The organism is Pantoea sp. SOD02, assembly GCF_024707505.1.
Taxonomy (GTDB): Bacteria; Pseudomonadota; Gammaproteobacteria; order Enterobacterales; family Enterobacteriaceae; genus Pantoea; species Pantoea symbiotica.
Map to the genome: position 1 here is coordinate 2,018,482 of NZ_CP102604.1, position 14,835 is coordinate 2,033,316.

The following is a 14,835-nucleotide window of genomic DNA, read 5'->3' on the forward strand; positions in this document are numbered from 1 at the left end:
AAGGTAGTGAAAAGAGTGGCTGCGGCCAGAATCAAGACTGTGCTTATTTGTAATACATGATATATCCTATAATCTGGCTGGTTGGCAATAAAACATTAAAAATAACTTACCATTTGCGGATTTCGGTAAAGGGCTCACAAAAAATGATCGAAATGGATAAAGCGCAGCGCATGAGTTTGACCGCGCAGGTGGAATCGTCACTGCGCAGCGCGCTGATTGTCGGCAAGCTAAAACCTGGCGCACGGCTGGTGACGCGCGATCTGGCGGCTCAGTTGGGTACCAGCATCACGCCGGTGCGTGAAGCCTTATTGCGTCTGGTTTCTGCCGGCGCGCTGGATGCCACGCCAGCTGCGGCCTTTTTGGTGCCGGAAATGTCACTGCAACGCTTCGAGGAAATCACGCTAATCCGTAAGCAACTTGAAGGTTTAGCGGTGAGGACGGCGACGCCCTTTGTGGGGAAAAAACAACTTTCTGAACTGAAAAAACTCTGCGTCAGCTTTATGCAGGCCAAGTTAAGCGGCGATGCAGCATTGGCGCTCGAAGCCAATCGCGCGTTTCGTTTTACGCTGTATGGCTATGCGCAAATGCCTACGCTTGAAGCGCTGATTGAACAGCTTTGGGTGCAGATTGGTCCGTGCTTTAACTATCTCTATCCGCAGCCGGCCGAGGTGGTGAATGGGCATCATAATTATGATCATCTGCTGGAAGCGTTGCAGGCGGGTGATGGCGTCATCAGTGAGAAGATTTTGATGAAAGCGATTGATGATGGGGCGGCGATTCTGAAGCAGCATTATTTTGATCAGTGATTCATTTTAGAAGGTCGTCATAAATGACGGCCCTACGAAATACGGGCGGGTTCCTGTGGGGTCGCCATTTATGATGACCGCCGATGTCTCCCTTTAACCGCCCGGTCACCGCAGTGACATAAAACCTTCATTTCCTTCCGCTAGCTTACCGCCATTCTGATTTCTGGATTGCGGATGCATGAGCCACCTTTCGCTTCATCACATCACTAAAGCCTGGGGCGAGAAAATCGCCCTGGACGACATCAGCTTCGACGCGGCAGAAGGCTCGTTTGTCGCGCTGCTCGGTCCTTCGGGCTGCGGTAAATCGACGCTGTTGCGCACCATTGCCGGCCTGGAAACGGCCGATCGCGGTGCGATCCACTTTAAACACGCCGATATCACCCATTTGCCGCCGTCGCAACGCAAGCTTTCGATGGTGTTTCAGTCCTACGCGCTGTTTCCCCACCTTAACGTGCGAGAAAACCTGCTGTTTGGTTTGAAAGCGCGCGGCGAGGAGAAGCAGTCGTTTGCTGCACGCCTCGATAACGTCAGTAAGTTGATGGAGCTGGATAAGTTGCTGGATCGTCTGCCGTCGCAACTCTCCGGCGGACAGCAGCAGCGTGTGGCGCTGGGCCGTGCGGTGATCGCCAATAATACGCTTTGCCTGATGGATGAACCGCTGTCGAACCTTGATGCCAAGCTGCGTCAGAGCATGCGCCGTGAAATCCGCGCGCTACAGAAAAAACTTGGTCTGACCATGCTGTACGTGACGCACGATCAGACTGAAGCAATGAGCATGGCCGACACCATTATTCTGCTCAGCGAGGGCCACATCGAACAGCACGGCACGCCAGACGATCTCTATAACAATCCCGCCAGCGTGTTTGCCGCGCAGTTCATTGGCGCACCGCCGATGAATATCCTGCCGCTGCAGCGCAACGGCGCACATCACACCTTGATGCACCTCACCGCGCCTGTTGTTGAGTATCACGAAGCAGCGCTGAGTCTTGGATTGCGTGCCGAAGATATCCAACTGATCGCCGCAGATCAGGCAGCGCTGACCGCGCGGGTGATCAGTTCTGAATACATGGGGGCTGATACCTTGCTGGTGTGCCAGCTTGCCGGCATCAGCGAGCCGCTGACGGTCAAAGTCCCGGGCATGCAGCGCTTTACCGATGGCAGTGAAGTGGGATTGCAGTGGTCCGCCGCGCGGCAATATCTGTTTCATAGCGAGAGCGGTAAGCGCTGTACGCCAGCCGAACAACACATATTTGCCTCACAGAAAAAATACGCCGTTTAACCGTTGTCATTTGCCCAAGGGAAAATCATGTCTGCGATTCGTTATTCACGTCTTTCTGCCTTAGTCCTCGCCATCACCACCTCAGCTTTTGCGGCTGAACCGGTCAAGCTGCAAATGTATTACCCGATCGCGGTGGGCGGTAAAGTGAGCCACACCGTGGATACGCTGGTGGCGGATTTCCAGAAAGTGCATCCGGACGTGAGCATTCAGCCGGTGTATACCGGTGACTACGCTACCACCGTGACCAAAGCGCTGACTGCATTTCGTGGTGGCAACGCGCCGCAGCTGGCGGTGATCGGCGATATCGAAGCCTATTCTCTGATTGATGCCGGTGCGATTGTGGCGGCCAGCGATTTAGTGCAGGGCGATGAAGGCAAAAAATGGATCGACGGTTTCTATCCGGCGTTTCTGCGTCACATTGACGGCAAAGTGTGGGGCGTACCGTTCCAGCGTTCAACCGTGGTGATGTACTGGAACAAACAGGCGTTTGAGAAAGCCGGTTTGAACGCCGATACGCCACCGGCCAACTGGCAGCAAGTGGTCGAATTCAGTAAGAAACTCACCATCAAAGATGCCAACGGCGTCAGCCAATGGGGCATCGAGATTCCGTCCACGCCAAACGGCTACTGGAACTTCCAGGGCTTGTCCGCTACCAACGGCGGTCGTCTGGATAACGGCAAAGGCACAGCGGTGCACTTCAACACGCCGGGCAACGTGGAAACGCTGCAGTGGCTGACCGATCTCGGCCAGAAAGAGGAAGTGTCGCCAAAGGGCGCGATTGCATGGGGCACCACGCCGCAGGATTTCATCAGCGGCAAAACCGCCATGATGGTGACCACCACCGGCAACCTGACCAACGTGCGTGATAACGCGAAGTTCCCGTTCGGCGTAGCAATGCTGCCGGAGAAAACCCAGCGCGGCAGCCCAACCGGCGGCGGCAACCTGTATGTGTTCAAAAACGCTTCGCCAGAACAGCAGAAAGCGGCGATGGAATTTATCCGTTGGGTCACGTCACCTGAGCAGGCAGCGCGCTGGAGTATTGCCACCGGTTACGTTGCGACGTCTCCGGCAGCGTGGGATACCACGGTGATGAAGGATTACGTCAAAGACGTTCCGCAGGCATTGGTGGCGCGTGAACAGCTGAAGTATGCGCAGCCGGAACTCTCTACTTATAACAGCGTGCAGATTCAGGATGCGCTCAATCACGCGGTAGAAGCGGCGGTGACGCAGGCGAAAACCCCAGCCGAAGCACTTGAAGGCGCACAGAAGCAAGCCGATCGTCTGCTGAAGTCATACCAATAATTATGAGCATGATTCTCACCGTCGCGCCGGTTCGTCGTCCCCGGTTATGGTCGATGCAGCTGTATGGCTATCTGCTGATTTTGCCAGCACTGAGCTTTTTACTGCTGTTCACCCACTATCCGGCGGTTGCGACCGTGTGGGAAAGCCTGTTCAGCGCAGCGCGTAACGGTCGTCCAGCCCATTTTGTTGGGCTGGATAACTATCTCGCGCTGCTGGATGACGACATCTTCATCCAGTCGCTGTTGAATAACCTGCTGTATGCGCTGATCACCATTCCGCTGGCGGTCACGCTGGCGCTGCTGATGGCGCTGGCGGTCAATCGCCATATGCGGGCTAATGCGCTGGTGCGCACCGCGTTCTTTATTCCTTCGCTGCTGCCGATGATCGCCATCGCCAATCTGTGGCTGTTCTTCTACACGCCGCAGCTGGGCTTGCTGAATAAGCTGCTGGCGCTGTTTTCCCTGCCGGCGATTAACTGGCTCGGCGAACCGGGTAGCGCGTTGTACTGCTTAATGGCGGTTTCGGTGTGGCGCGAAGCGGGCTTCTTTATGATCTTTTATCTCGCCGCTTTGCAGCAGATCGATCCGCGCCTCAGTGAAGCCGCGCAAATAGAAGGGGCCTCACGCCGCTATTTCTTCCGTCGCGTGCAGTGGCCGCTGCTGATGCCCACCACGCTGTTTGTACTGATCAATGCGTCGATGAATGCCTTCCGCATCGTCGATCAGGTGATCGCCATGACCAACGGCGGACCGAATAACAGCAGTAGCTTGCTGCTGTTCTATATCTATCGCACCGCTTTCAGCTTCTGGGATATGCCCGCAGCGGCGGCAATGACGGTGGTGCTGCTGGTGATTCTCGCCGCGATTGCGCTGCTTAAATTCAACCTGCTGGACAAGCGAGCCCATTACCAATGAAGCCGACAATCACGTTTGGTCGCCTGTGTCTGAATACGGCGATTGGGCTTGCCGCGTTGCTGTGGTTTTTACCGATTCTTGTGGCATTTTGGGTGGCGATTCATCCAGCATCCGATCAGGCGAGCTTTTCGCTTTTTTCGCCGCTGACGGTACAAAACTTCGTGAATGCCTGGCATGCCGCGCCCTTTGGTCGCTACTTCCTCAATACCAGTTTGCTGGTGCTGATGATTGTGGTGGTGCAGCTGATTCTGGCGACCATGGCCGCTTACGCATTAGTGCGTTTCCGTCTGAAATTCTCGGGCGCGATCTTTGCGCTGATTCTGCTGCAACTGATGATCAGCCCCGACGTGTTGATTCTGAATAACTACAAAACCATTGGCGCGCTGGGTTTCCGCGATACGCTGACCGGCATCGCGCTGCCGTATTTCTCCTCGGCCTTCGCCATCTTTCTGCTGCGCCAGACATTTAAAAGTATTCCGCTGGTATTGGAAGAGGCGGCGATTGTCGAAGGTGCCAGCCGCTTTTACATTCTGCGCAAGATTTACATCCCGCTGGCGAAGCCGATTTATGTGGCGTTTGCGCTGGTGTCGATTAGCTTCCACTGGAATGATTTCCTCTGGCCGCTGGTCATTACTGATTCCGTCAACGTGCGGCCGCTTACCGTTGGCCTGCAACTGTTCTCGGCGCCAGAGCAGGGCGTGCAATGGGCGTTGATTGGCGCTGCTACGTTGATGACCACCTTGCCGCTGCTGGTGCTGTTCCTGATTTTCCAGCGTCAGTTTATTCAATCGTTTATGCGTGCCGGTATTCGCTAAGGAGTGCTTTTCGTGTCTTATCCGCATCCGCTGACTGAATTACAGCGTGAACTGCTGGGCGATGTCGCCGAGCTCTATGCCTTACCCGATGTGCGTTCCGCACCGCTAAGCGGCACGCTGCGTTTCGGTTTGATTGCCGATCCACAATATGCCGACATCGACGCCGATATCGCGAAAAATCTCTACTATCGTCATGCGCTGCGCAAGTTACCGCAGGCGATTGAAGCGTTGAATCAGCAGCCGCTGGATTTTGTCGTCACGCTGGGGGATTTAGTCGATCGTGACTGGAGCAGCTACGCGGCGATATTGCCGATTTACGATCGCCTCGAGCATCCACATGCGGTGGTGCTGGGCAATCACGATGCACAGACCATCGCGCAGCATCTCAACGAGGCCGCCGCGCTGCCAAAAAGCTATTACGCCTTTGGATTGCAGGGCTGGCGTTTTATTGTTTATGACGGCAACGATATTAGCCTCTATTGCAACACGCAGAACGGAGACGATCGCGCGCTGGCGGAGGCGATGCTGGTGGATCTGACCGAGCGTCAGCAGCCGCAGGCGAAACCGTGGAACGGCGCGGTAGGAACGCAGCAGTTAGCGTGGATTGAGCAGCAGCTGCAACAGGCCCAACAGCAAGGCGAGAAAGTGGTGGTGTTTGGCCATTATCCGCTGGCGCCGCACAATAGCCACAACTTGCTGAATGGCAGCATGCTGGCAGATCTGCTTTCTAGTTACAACATACAATGCTGTTTCTCTGGACACGATCATCGAGGCGGCTTTGCGCACATCGGTCAAACAGGCTTTTATACGCTGAAAGGCATGCTGGATGGAGCAGACGAGGTGCCGTTTGCGGTGGTAGAAATTGAGGGCGATGAAGTACGCGTGAAAGGATACGGCGTAGGGTCGCCATTTATGGCGACCGCTCATGATGATAATGGCATTTGCCCGCGCTGACGAAGAATCGCAATCTCTTCGGCGCGCTGCAGCAACTGTTGCAAATCATCCTCATCAATATCCAGCACTTCACCGCTTTCCAGCGCCTGATGCAGGTCTTCACGCGTAATCGGTACGTCGATCACCACAGGCGGTGCTTTGATTTCAGTTGCCGCCAGCGGATGTGGGTAACGACGTCCGGCGAGATTATTAAACACCAACGCCAGCAGCGCCAAACAAACCGAGTTCAACAATACCGGCGTTAAAATAAAGTGGTAACCCAGTTGCTGGACGCCGTTACCGCCTAAAATTGCGGTCAGCGCTACCGCGCCGCTCGGTGGATGCAGGCAGCGCAGTTGAAACATTAGCGCAATGGTCAAACAGGCCGCGATGCCGCACGCCAATGCAGCATGGGGAACCCACAATGCGGTGGTAACACCGACAACGCCCGCCACCAGATTGCCACCGACAATTGACCATGGCTGCGCCAGCGGACTATTCGGCAGACCAAACAGCAACACCGCCGAAGCGCCCATTGGCGCGACAAACCACAGATTCACTTCGCCCAGCAGCCAGTGACTGGTCAGGCTGGTTATCATTAAACCCAATCCCGCGCCAACACTGGCGATGACCATCTGCTTTTTGCCTCCCGGTAACGGATGAGGCCAAAGGCCGGCCAGAAAGGTGCGCACGGATGCAATCCACGTCACCGATGGCTGAATTGTCATGAGGGAATCACTCTGTCATAAGAAAAAACGATGGGTGCGAATTGTCGCTGATCGATCTGCTGACAACAACCACATTGTTAGTGTGCTGTTATATCGTGGTGAGAGAAATGCTGATGATTGTCGCGATGCTTAACCAACACCTAAGGTTGCTGTATAGTCCGTTTTTTTTCGGAGGAACCATGCTGCCTAACTCATCCACACGCCTGAACAAATACATCAGCGAGAGCGGTATCTGCTCACGCCGCGATGCCGATCGTTACATCGAGCAAGGCAACGTTTTCATTAACGGTAAACGCGCTGCCGTCGGTGCGCAGGTGTTTGCGGGGGATGAAGTCAAAGTGAACGGGCAGCTGATTGAGCCGCGAGACGAAGAAGATTTAGTGCTGATTGCGCTGAACAAACCGGTCGGCATCATCACCACTATGGAAGAGGGGGAACGCGACAACATCGGTGATTTCGTCAATCACAGCAAACGCGTGTTCCCGATTGGTCGTCTGGATAAAGATTCGCAGGGGCTGATTTTCCTCACCAACCACGGTGATCTGGTGAATAAAATCCTGCGTGCCGGCAATAACCACGAAAAAGAGTATGTGGTCACCGTTGATAAGCCGATCACCGATGAATTTATTGCCGGAATGGGCGCGGGCGTACCGATGCTCGGTACCGTCACCAAAAAGTGCAAAGTTAAAAAAGAGTCGACCTTTGTCTTCCGCATCATTCTGGTTCAGGGGCTGAATCGTCAGATTCGTCGCATGACCAAGCACTTTGGTTTTGAAGTCACCAAGCTTGAACGTACGCGCATCATGAACGTCAGTCTGAAAGGGATTCCGCTCGGCGAATGGCGTGATTTAACCGATGACGAGCTGATCGACCTGTTCAAACTGATTGAAGACTCTTCATCGGAAGATCAAAAAACGCAGAAGACGCAGGCGAAGAAGAAACCGGCCAGCGCAGCCAAAAAGCCCGCTGCCGGCGCTAAGCCGGGTGAGAAAGCGGGTGCAAAACCAGCGAATCGCCAGCGTTTCGCGCAGCCGGGTCGTAAGAAGAAAGGGCGTTAATTTTTCATTCCCCGCTCAGAGCGCGCGGGGAAAAGCCGTTACTTGTCGTTGCCAAATCCTTGCTTCTTCAGCGCGTCCAGCACGTGCGGGAAGTAAATCTTGTGATAATAACCGCTGACGCTTTCGCTCCAGCTCTCGCCATCATCACGTCCAGTATTTTTCCAGTGCTGCACCATTTCCTGATTGTAGGCGGCGATGTGCTGCTCCAGTCCATCACGCTGATAGCGCTCTTCATGACGGAAGGTTGTCAGCGGCAGACGCGGCTTCTGATGCGCAGGCTGATCGACATGGCCAATCACCACGCCCGCCACCGGGAAAGTGTATTCCGGCAAATCCAGCAAGCTAATTAACGCCTGTGGATCGCGACGAATACCGCCAATCGGCACAATGCCCAAACCTTCTGCGCGCGCCGCTGCCATGATCGAACCGAGCGCAATACCGACATCGGTTGAGCCCGACACAATGCTTTCGATGCTCTGCTGGGCGATTTGCTCGCGGTCGATCGCATTCATCGCCAGGCGCGATTTATGCATATCCAGCACCAGGGTAATAAACACCGGCGCTTTGGCTATCCACGGCTGGCCGCCGGCAATCTGTGAGATTTGTGCGCGTTTCTCAGCATCGCGCGTCACCACCAAAGAGACCTGCTGCGAGTTCACCGAGGTTGGCGCGCGATACGCGGCCGAAATGATGCGATCCAGCACCGCATCCTCAACGGGAAGGTCGGTAAAACTGCGATCGCTTTTATGACTGGTGAAAATATCGATTAATGAACTCATGGATCCTCCTGATTGGGAGGCGAGAGCGTAACAGAAGAGGGATAGAACGGACTTAACCGTTGTTGCCGTGGCTAACTACTTCTTTTGAATAAGCAAAGTGCGGAATGCGATAAGCGGTGAAACCGGTGCAAAATGCACCGGCTAAGCGACTTTGGCTGCAGCGACAGCCGGATGCACGCTGCGATCTGGCCCGCTGAGCATCACCGGTTTACCGGAACGTAATCCACGCTGGAATTGGGTCATGCGTTCAAGGCTGATCCCGGCACCGCACCACAGCAGGTGATGATCGTGACGGCTTTCTGAACCGTACAGCATCGGTTGTGAGGTTTGATCGACATCGACGCAGAATCCTTGTCCGCTAAGGCGAATGGCTTCCAACCACACTTCCGTCTCATCGCCGGTGCTGACCACTTCCAGCAACAACGGCATCTGCTGCTGACGGGCTGACGCGCGTTTTACGCAGTCGCTATGATGCACGATCGCCTCATGGAAGCGCGTTAACCGACGCGATGCGCCGCGACGTGTATCATCACGCAGCCAGCGATTAAGCGGTTTCATCAGCACGTTGACGAAATCATCGCTGCTATAATCGCCAGCCAGATTGCGCACGGTACGCGCCAGTTCGCGATCAGAACCCAGCTCCAGTTGACGTAACAGATCGCCACGGCGTGCCACCCAACCAGACGACGAATAATCGAGCCCGCAGTGTCGGCCTTGATAGATTTGCCACAGCGTGGCGCCACCGGCGGTTAATGCCATCATGGCGAGCACTTCATCAACCTGATGTCGGCTCCAATCTTTATTGACGTGATTCTCAGAAATTAATCCACCGCGCAACCAGCGACGTAAATTGGCACGGTTGGCACCAGTAATGGCGCAAACGGTTTCAGTTGAATAAAAGTTCATTACGAGCCCTCAGATTGAGGGTGAATGGCCGTGGGTGCTAATCCAGGATGAGCGACCATCCTGAACCTTATCTGTATGGATTACCAGTATCTTTACTTAACTCGGCATAAACAGGCGAAGATCCCTTTCGCCCTGAAAAGCGTTAACTGACTTTAACCACGGTTTTACCGAAGTTTTTACCTTTTAGCATATCGAAAAACGCCTGCGGCGCGTTTTCCAGCCCGTCGATCATGTGCTCGCGATAGTGGATTTTTTGCTGCTCCACCAGCGGCGTCATCGCTTTGAGAAATTCAGGGTAACGATCGCCATAATCCTGGAAGATGATAAAGCCCTGCATGCGAATACGACGTTTGAGAATACCGCCCATGATTTGCGGGGTGCGATCCGGGCCCGGCGGTAATTCGCGGCTGCTGTAGCCAGAAACAAGGCCACATACCGGCACGCGCGCCGCAGTGTTCAGCAGCGGGAATACTGCATCAAACACTTTGCCGCCGACGTTCTCAAAGTAAATATCGATGCCGTCCGGGCAGGCCGCCGCCAGCTGTTCTGCAAAGTCGTCACGATGGTGATCGATACAGGCGGAGAAACCGAGTTTCTCAATCGCATAGCGGCACTTCTCTTCGCCACCGGCGACACCCACAACATGGCAGCCTTTGAGTTTGCCAAGCTGACCCACGGTGGCACCGACCGGGCCGGTAGCCGCTGCAACCACTAAGGTTTCACCCTGTTTTGGCTGGCCGATATCCATCAAGCCCATATAAGCGGTAAAGCCCGGCATCCCGAGAATGCCCAGCGCCCAGGAAGGATGGGGCAGATCGCCCAGTTTCGCCACGCCATTTCCGTCCGAAACCGCATAGCTTTGCCAGCCGCTCTGCGCGAGGACCACATCGCCTTGTTTGAAATTCGCATGTTTAGATTCCACTACTTCGCTCACCGTGCCGCCAACCATCGGTTGGTCGAGTTCTGCTGGCGCAGCATAGGATTTGCTGTCATCCATGCGCCCGCGCATATACGGGTCGAGCGACAAATAGAGCGTGCGCAGCAGGATTTGGCCATCCTTCACCTCAGGAATTGGCTGCTCCACCAGGCGGAAGTTCTCTTTTACCGGTTCGCCATGCGGGCGTGAGGCTAATAGCCAAGCTTGATTACGTTGATTTGATTGCGACATTTTTACCTCTATTAGCGTTTTCACGTGAGGGAAGTGTAGACGAGGAAAAGGCAAGTTTGAGGATAAGGTCGCCATTAATGGCGACCCTACAGATGTTTCGTAGGGTGCGCATTTATGCGCACCTGGTAAAAACGCCAGTGAGCCAGCGCACAAACCAAGCGTAAACTTTTCGACGCGAATTAACATAACACCATGAATTTTAACAATCATAGGTCATTTGCCTAAGCGGTCTCGGGCAATGCCACATACACCAGAGCCAACTCTGCTGCGTATACCTATAGCGATGCTTTTCTCCCTACAGGTGACGCATGACACAACAACAATACGCACTATCGCCCGATCATGACGCGCATATCGCCTCAGCCATCGGCAAGTTTTTCCGCCGCATCATTCCGATGCTGGCGCTGATGTTAATTGTGAACCAGATTGACCGGGCAAACATTGGCTTCGTTAAAGCCGAACTGCAAACGGATGCGGGCATCAGCGCCGCCGCCTTCGGTTTAGGCGCAGGACTGTTCTTTATCGGCTATGCGCTGTTTGAAGTGCCGAGCAACATGATGCTGAAGAAACTTGGCGCACGCGTGTGGCTGACGCGCATCATGATTACGTGGGGCATGGTGGTAGTGCTTACCGGTTTTGTCAGTACGCCGCTGCATTTCTATCTGCTGCGTTTCCTGCTCGGCGTGGCGGAAGCCGGCTTCTTTCCTGGCGTGCTGTTCTATTTCCGTCAATGGGTACCGAATGCGTGGCGAGGGCGCGCCACCGCGATGGTGCTGAGCGCCACGGCCAGCGCCTTTCTGTTCTCCGGTCCGCTCACCGGCGCGATTTTGATGATGCACGATGTTGGCGGCATCGCGGGCTGGAAATGGGTGATGTTTATGGAAGGCGGCGGATCGATTGTGATCGGCTTGCTGGCCGCCTTTGTGCTGGTATCCAAACCTGAAGGTGCGAAGTGGCTCAGCGACGCGGAGAAACAGGCGCTGGCGGAGCAACTATCACTTGAAGATGCCGCTCGCGAAGAGCACGCGGTGACACACGGCCGCTGGGGCTTGATCACCGATCGTAGCCTTTTATCTTACTGCCTGATCTTCTTCACCATGACCATGACCGGCTACACGTTAGTGTTCTGGCTTCCGCAGATCATTCAACGCATTCAGGGCTTCAACAGCTTCGAAACCGGATTGCTGACCGCCGTCCCGTGGCTATTCGCTATCGTCGCGCTGTTTCTGCTGGGCAAAGCCACCGACCGCTATCGCGATAAGCTGGATAGAGGGCTCGGCATCGCCATGCTGATCGCCGCGTGCGGCACCTTCATGGCCACGCTGGGTACGCCGTGGTTCGGTTTTGTAGCGATGATTGTGGCCTGTATCGGCTCCAAAGTGAGCGCGGCGTTCTTCTGGCCGATGCCACAAAGTGAATTACCGGCCTCGATTGCCGCACCCGGCATTGCACTGATCAACTCGATTGGCAACCTGGGCGGCTTCTTTGCGCCCACGGTATTCGGCTACCTCGAAATGCACACCGGCAGCACCACTGGCGGACTTTACGCCCTGACCAGCGTGTCCGTGGTTACCGGACTCTATTTGCTGCTGCGTCGCAAGCCTGTTCCACCCGCATTCGGTCACACGGAGAGAAACCATGTCAGACAGTCCAGTCATTAAATCGATGCGCATCGTTCCGGTTGCCGGTTACGACAGCATGTTATTGAACATTGGCGGCGCCCATAACTGCTATTTCACGCGCATCATCGTGATATTGACCGATTCCGCTGGACATACCGGCGTCGGTGAAACGCCGTGTCATGCATCCACCTTGCAGCTGCTGGAACAGTTTCGTCCGCTGATCGAAGGCAGTTCGCTGCTGCGCCTCAACGCGACGCTAGGCCAGTTGTTCAGCAGCGAGGCACGTCAGCAACAAACTTCGCACACCAATGACATTCATATCCCGCAGATGAATCCGGAGAAGTTTTATAACGCTGCCGCCGCGATTGAAGCGGCGCTGCTGGATCTGCAAGGCAAGCTTTTCAATCTGCCGGTAGCGGATCTGCTGGCCAGCGGCAAACAGCGCGACCGCATTCCGGTGCTCGGCTATTTGTTCTACATCGCCGATCGCCAGCGCACCAATATGAACTATCGATCGGGAGAGCATGAGCAAGATGGTTGGTTCCGTCTGCGTCATGAAGCGGCGATGGACAGCGATGCTGTGGTGCGGCTCGCCGAAGCGGCGGTTGAGCAATACGGCTTCCGCGATTTCAAGCTAAAAGGCGGCGTGCAGCCAGGCGAAGTGGAAGTGGCAACGGTTGAATCGCTGCTGGCACGATTCCCTGACGCGCGCGTCACCGTCGATCCTAATGCCAGCTGGTCGCTGGATGAGGCGATTCGCTTTGGCAAGCAGCTGGCCGGGAGAGTACCGTATCTGGAAGATCCTTGCGGCGCGGAACAGGGTTATTCCGGCCGGGAAACGCTGGCCGAGTTTCGCCGCGCCACCGGCGTGCCGGTCGCGACTAACATGATCGCCAATGACTGGCGCCAGCTGCATCATGCGCTGCAGCTGAATGCTATCGATATCCCGCTCGCCGATCCGCACTTCTGGACGATGCGTAACGCCAACGTGGTGGCGCAGCTGTGCAACGAATGGGGGCTGACAACCGGCTGCCACTCCAATAATCATTTTGATATTTCGCTGGCGATGGTCGCGCACCTTGGCGCCGCGGCACCGGGCGATCGTCAAACCGCCTTTGATACGCACTGGATTTGGCAGGATGGTCAGCAGCTTACACGTCAACCGCCGCAGATCCGTGACGGCTATCTGGAGTTGCCGCACGGGCCGGGATTGGGCATCGAGCTGGATATGGATCGCATCGAGCAAGCGCATGCGCTCTACAACGCGCTGCCGGATAAAAATCGCAACGATGCGCTGGGTATGCAGTTTTTGATCGATAACTGGCGCTATGACGCCAATCGTCCGTCATTGGTACGCTAAGGAAGCAGCATGAAGAAGATATTACGCGCGGCGACGCTGTTAGCGTCGTTAGCTGCCAGCGCGCCGTTACTGGCACAAACTTTTGTCTACGTTTCAGAAGCCGATGATGGCACCATCGCGCGCTACGCGCTGAACGAGCAAACCGGTGCGCTACAACTGTTGGGACGCACGCAAGCCGGTGGCAAAGTGATGCCGATGGCGTTAAGCGCCGATCATAAACATCTGTACGCCGCGATTCGCAGCAAACCGCTGCAACTTGTCAGCTGGAACATCGACAGCAAATCGGGCGATCTCAGCCCTTTGAACGCCGTATCCGCTGCGGCCAGTTATCCCTACATCAGCACGGACCCGCAAGGGCGTTTTCTGCTGGGCGCGTCCTATGATGGCGATGTGGTGCACGTTTACAAACTCACTAACTATGGCAAGCTGATTGCGCCTCCAGTCGGCAGCTACAAAACCGGACATGCCGCACACTCGGTGATTGTTGATACGAGCGGAAAACACGCTTATGTCGGCAATCTCGGCACCGATCGTATGCTGCAGTTGAAGCTGAGCGCCGATGGCGAACTGTCGGGTTTGGGCAACGGTTATGTTAAAACGGCGACAGATAACGGACCGCGTCATTCGATGTTGTCGCCAGATAATCGCTATCTCTACAACATCGGTGAAATGGGCGGCATCATTACGCAGTTTCGTCGTGAAGCCAGCGGTGAACTGGTGAAAGTGGCGGAGACGCCGAATGCCGTCGCTGAAAAATATAAGCTGCAACACGGTAAAGAGCGACCTCCGGGCTACAGCGACTCTACGCCGCGCATCTGGGCGGCCGATATTCGTCTGACGCCGGATGGCCGTTTTCTGTATGTTAGCGAGCGGACCAGCAGCACCATCAGCGGATATCGGATCAATAGAGATGACGGCAAACTGACGCTGATTGATAGCTGGCAAATCGAGAAGCAGCCGCGCGGTATCGCGATTACCGCTGACGGACGTTGGCTGATTGCCAGCGGCGAGAAGAGTGCGGTTACTGGCAGCTATGCCATTGATCAGGAAAGCGGGGCGCTGAAACGCGTTGGCGAGGCACCTGCCGGCGGAGATGCCAATTGGGTGACGGTGGTGAGTTACAAATAATCCCGTAGGGTCGCCATTCATGGCGACCGCTATCAAA

Annotated in this window: 14 protein-coding genes; 10 read left to right on the plus strand and 4 right to left on the minus strand. The window is 55.3% G+C overall.

Features of this window, described 5'->3' with window-relative positions:
- The first annotated feature begins 143 nt into the window (after positions 1-143).
- The 6 genes from NR302_RS09425 (at position 144) to NR302_RS09450 (ending at position 6,070) form a co-directional block, all read left to right on the plus strand.
- Positions 144-806 (plus strand): FCD domain-containing protein, encoded by a 663-nt coding sequence (locus NR302_RS09425; protein ID WP_258145097.1) that lies wholly within the window; start codon positions 144-146, stop codon positions 804-806.
- A 178-nt stretch (positions 807-984) separates the two neighbouring features.
- A complete protein-coding gene (locus tag NR302_RS09430) occupies positions 985-2,085 on the plus strand; it encodes an ABC transporter ATP-binding protein (RefSeq protein WP_258145098.1) in 1,101 nt (366 codons plus the stop codon).
- Positions 2,086-2,112: 27 nt separating this feature from the next.
- On the plus strand, positions 2,113-3,387 hold the full coding sequence (locus NR302_RS09435; RefSeq protein WP_258145099.1) for an ABC transporter substrate-binding protein: 1,275 nt from the start codon (positions 2,113-2,115) through the stop codon (positions 3,385-3,387).
- A gap of 2 nt (positions 3,388-3,389) precedes the next feature.
- Positions 3,390-4,301, plus strand: a complete 912-nt coding sequence (locus NR302_RS09440; protein WP_258145100.1) for a carbohydrate ABC transporter permease — start codon at positions 3,390-3,392, stop codon at positions 4,299-4,301.
- The gene (locus NR302_RS09445) at positions 4,298-5,116 is read left to right on the plus strand and encodes a carbohydrate ABC transporter permease (RefSeq protein WP_008104071.1); all 819 of its coding nucleotides are present in this window, start codon (positions 4,298-4,300) and stop codon (positions 5,114-5,116) included. The genes NR302_RS09440 and NR302_RS09445 overlap by 4 nt, the downstream gene beginning before the upstream one ends.
- A gap of 12 nt (positions 5,117-5,128) precedes the next feature.
- Entirely contained in the window at positions 5,129-6,070 is a 942-nt protein-coding gene (locus tag NR302_RS09450) for a metallophosphoesterase (protein WP_258145101.1), read from the plus strand.
- Here NR302_RS09450 and NR302_RS09455 read toward each other — a convergent pair.
- On the minus strand, positions 6,040-6,777 hold the full coding sequence (locus tag NR302_RS09455) for an HPP family protein (protein ID WP_258145102.1): 738 nt from the start codon (positions 6,775-6,777) through the stop codon (positions 6,040-6,042). The two genes, NR302_RS09450 and NR302_RS09455, sit on opposite strands and share 31 nt — an antisense overlap.
- Positions 6,778-6,956: 179 nt before the next feature.
- Between NR302_RS09455 and rluF the strand changes: the two genes are divergently transcribed.
- Positions 6,957-7,835, plus strand: coding sequence for a 23S rRNA pseudouridine(2604) synthase RluF (rluF, locus tag NR302_RS09460; protein ID WP_154156096.1), 879 nt, complete (start codon positions 6,957-6,959; stop codon positions 7,833-7,835).
- 38 nt (positions 7,836-7,873) lie between these two features.
- Here the strand turns inward: rluF and NR302_RS09465 are convergent, their stop codons facing one another.
- From NR302_RS09465 to NR302_RS09475, 3 genes are all read right to left on the minus strand, one after another.
- Positions 7,874-8,614: a nitroreductase family protein gene (locus NR302_RS09465; RefSeq protein WP_154156098.1), complete on the minus strand. Its 741-nt coding sequence runs from the start codon at positions 8,612-8,614 to the stop codon at positions 7,874-7,876.
- A 141-nt stretch (positions 8,615-8,755) separates the two neighbouring features.
- Positions 8,756-9,520, minus strand: coding sequence for a hypothetical protein (locus tag NR302_RS09470; protein ID WP_258145103.1), 765 nt, complete (start codon positions 9,518-9,520; stop codon positions 8,756-8,758).
- Positions 9,521-9,662: 142 nt separating this feature from the next.
- Entirely contained in the window at positions 9,663-10,688 is a 1,026-nt protein-coding gene (locus NR302_RS09475; protein ID WP_154156102.1) for an NADP-dependent oxidoreductase, read from the minus strand.
- Between the two features lie 308 nt (positions 10,689-10,996).
- Between NR302_RS09475 and NR302_RS09480 the strand changes: the two genes are divergently transcribed.
- The 3 genes from NR302_RS09480 to NR302_RS09490 are packed head-to-tail and all read left to right on the plus strand — an operon-like array spanning position 10,997 to position 14,798.
- Positions 10,997-12,349 carry an MFS transporter gene (locus tag NR302_RS09480; RefSeq protein ID WP_258145104.1) on the plus strand — a complete coding sequence of 451 codons (1,353 nt, stop codon included), beginning with the start codon at positions 10,997-10,999 and terminating at the stop codon, positions 12,347-12,349.
- Positions 12,327-13,670, plus strand: coding sequence for an enolase C-terminal domain-like protein (locus NR302_RS09485; RefSeq protein WP_258145105.1), 1,344 nt, complete (start codon positions 12,327-12,329; stop codon positions 13,668-13,670). The genes NR302_RS09480 and NR302_RS09485 overlap by 23 nt, the downstream gene beginning before the upstream one ends.
- A 9-nt stretch (positions 13,671-13,679) precedes the next feature.
- Complete coding sequence (locus tag NR302_RS09490; RefSeq protein WP_258145106.1) at positions 13,680-14,798, plus strand: lactonase family protein; 1,119 nt, start codon at positions 13,680-13,682, stop codon at positions 14,796-14,798.
- The last annotated feature ends 37 nt before the right edge of the window (positions 14,799-14,835 follow it).

Bases quoted from the DNA above. Each gene is read 5' to 3' on its own strand.
- NR302_RS09425 (WP_258145097.1), top strand. From the start codon at position 144: ATGATCGAAATGGATAAAGCGCAGCGCATGAGTTTGACCGCGCAGGTG.
- NR302_RS09430 (WP_258145098.1), top strand. From the start codon at position 985: ATGAGCCACCTTTCGCTTCATCACATCACTAAAGCCTGGGGCGAGAAA.
- NR302_RS09435 (WP_258145099.1), top strand. From the start codon at position 2,113: ATGTCTGCGATTCGTTATTCACGTCTTTCTGCCTTAGTCCTCGCCATC.
- NR302_RS09440 (WP_258145100.1), top strand. From the start codon at position 3,390: ATGAGCATGATTCTCACCGTCGCGCCGGTTCGTCGTCCCCGGTTATGG.
- NR302_RS09445 (WP_008104071.1), top strand. From the start codon at position 4,298: ATGAAGCCGACAATCACGTTTGGTCGCCTGTGTCTGAATACGGCGATT.
- NR302_RS09455 (WP_258145102.1), bottom strand. From the start codon at position 6,777: ATGACAATTCAGCCATCGGTGACGTGGATTGCATCCGTGCGCACCTTT.
- rluF (WP_154156096.1), top strand. From the start codon at position 6,957: ATGCTGCCTAACTCATCCACACGCCTGAACAAATACATCAGCGAGAGC.
- NR302_RS09465 (WP_154156098.1), bottom strand. From the start codon at position 8,614: ATGAGTTCATTAATCGATATTTTCACCAGTCATAAAAGCGATCGCAGT.
- NR302_RS09470 (WP_258145103.1), bottom strand. From the start codon at position 9,520: ATGAACTTTTATTCAACTGAAACCGTTTGCGCCATTACTGGTGCCAAC.
- NR302_RS09475 (WP_154156102.1), bottom strand. From the start codon at position 10,688: ATGTCGCAATCAAATCAACGTAATCAAGCTTGGCTATTAGCCTCACGC.
- NR302_RS09480 (WP_258145104.1), top strand. From the start codon at position 10,997: ATGACACAACAACAATACGCACTATCGCCCGATCATGACGCGCATATC.
- NR302_RS09485 (WP_258145105.1), top strand. From the start codon at position 12,327: ATGTCAGACAGTCCAGTCATTAAATCGATGCGCATCGTTCCGGTTGCC.
- NR302_RS09490 (WP_258145106.1), top strand. From the start codon at position 13,680: ATGAAGAAGATATTACGCGCGGCGACGCTGTTAGCGTCGTTAGCTGCC.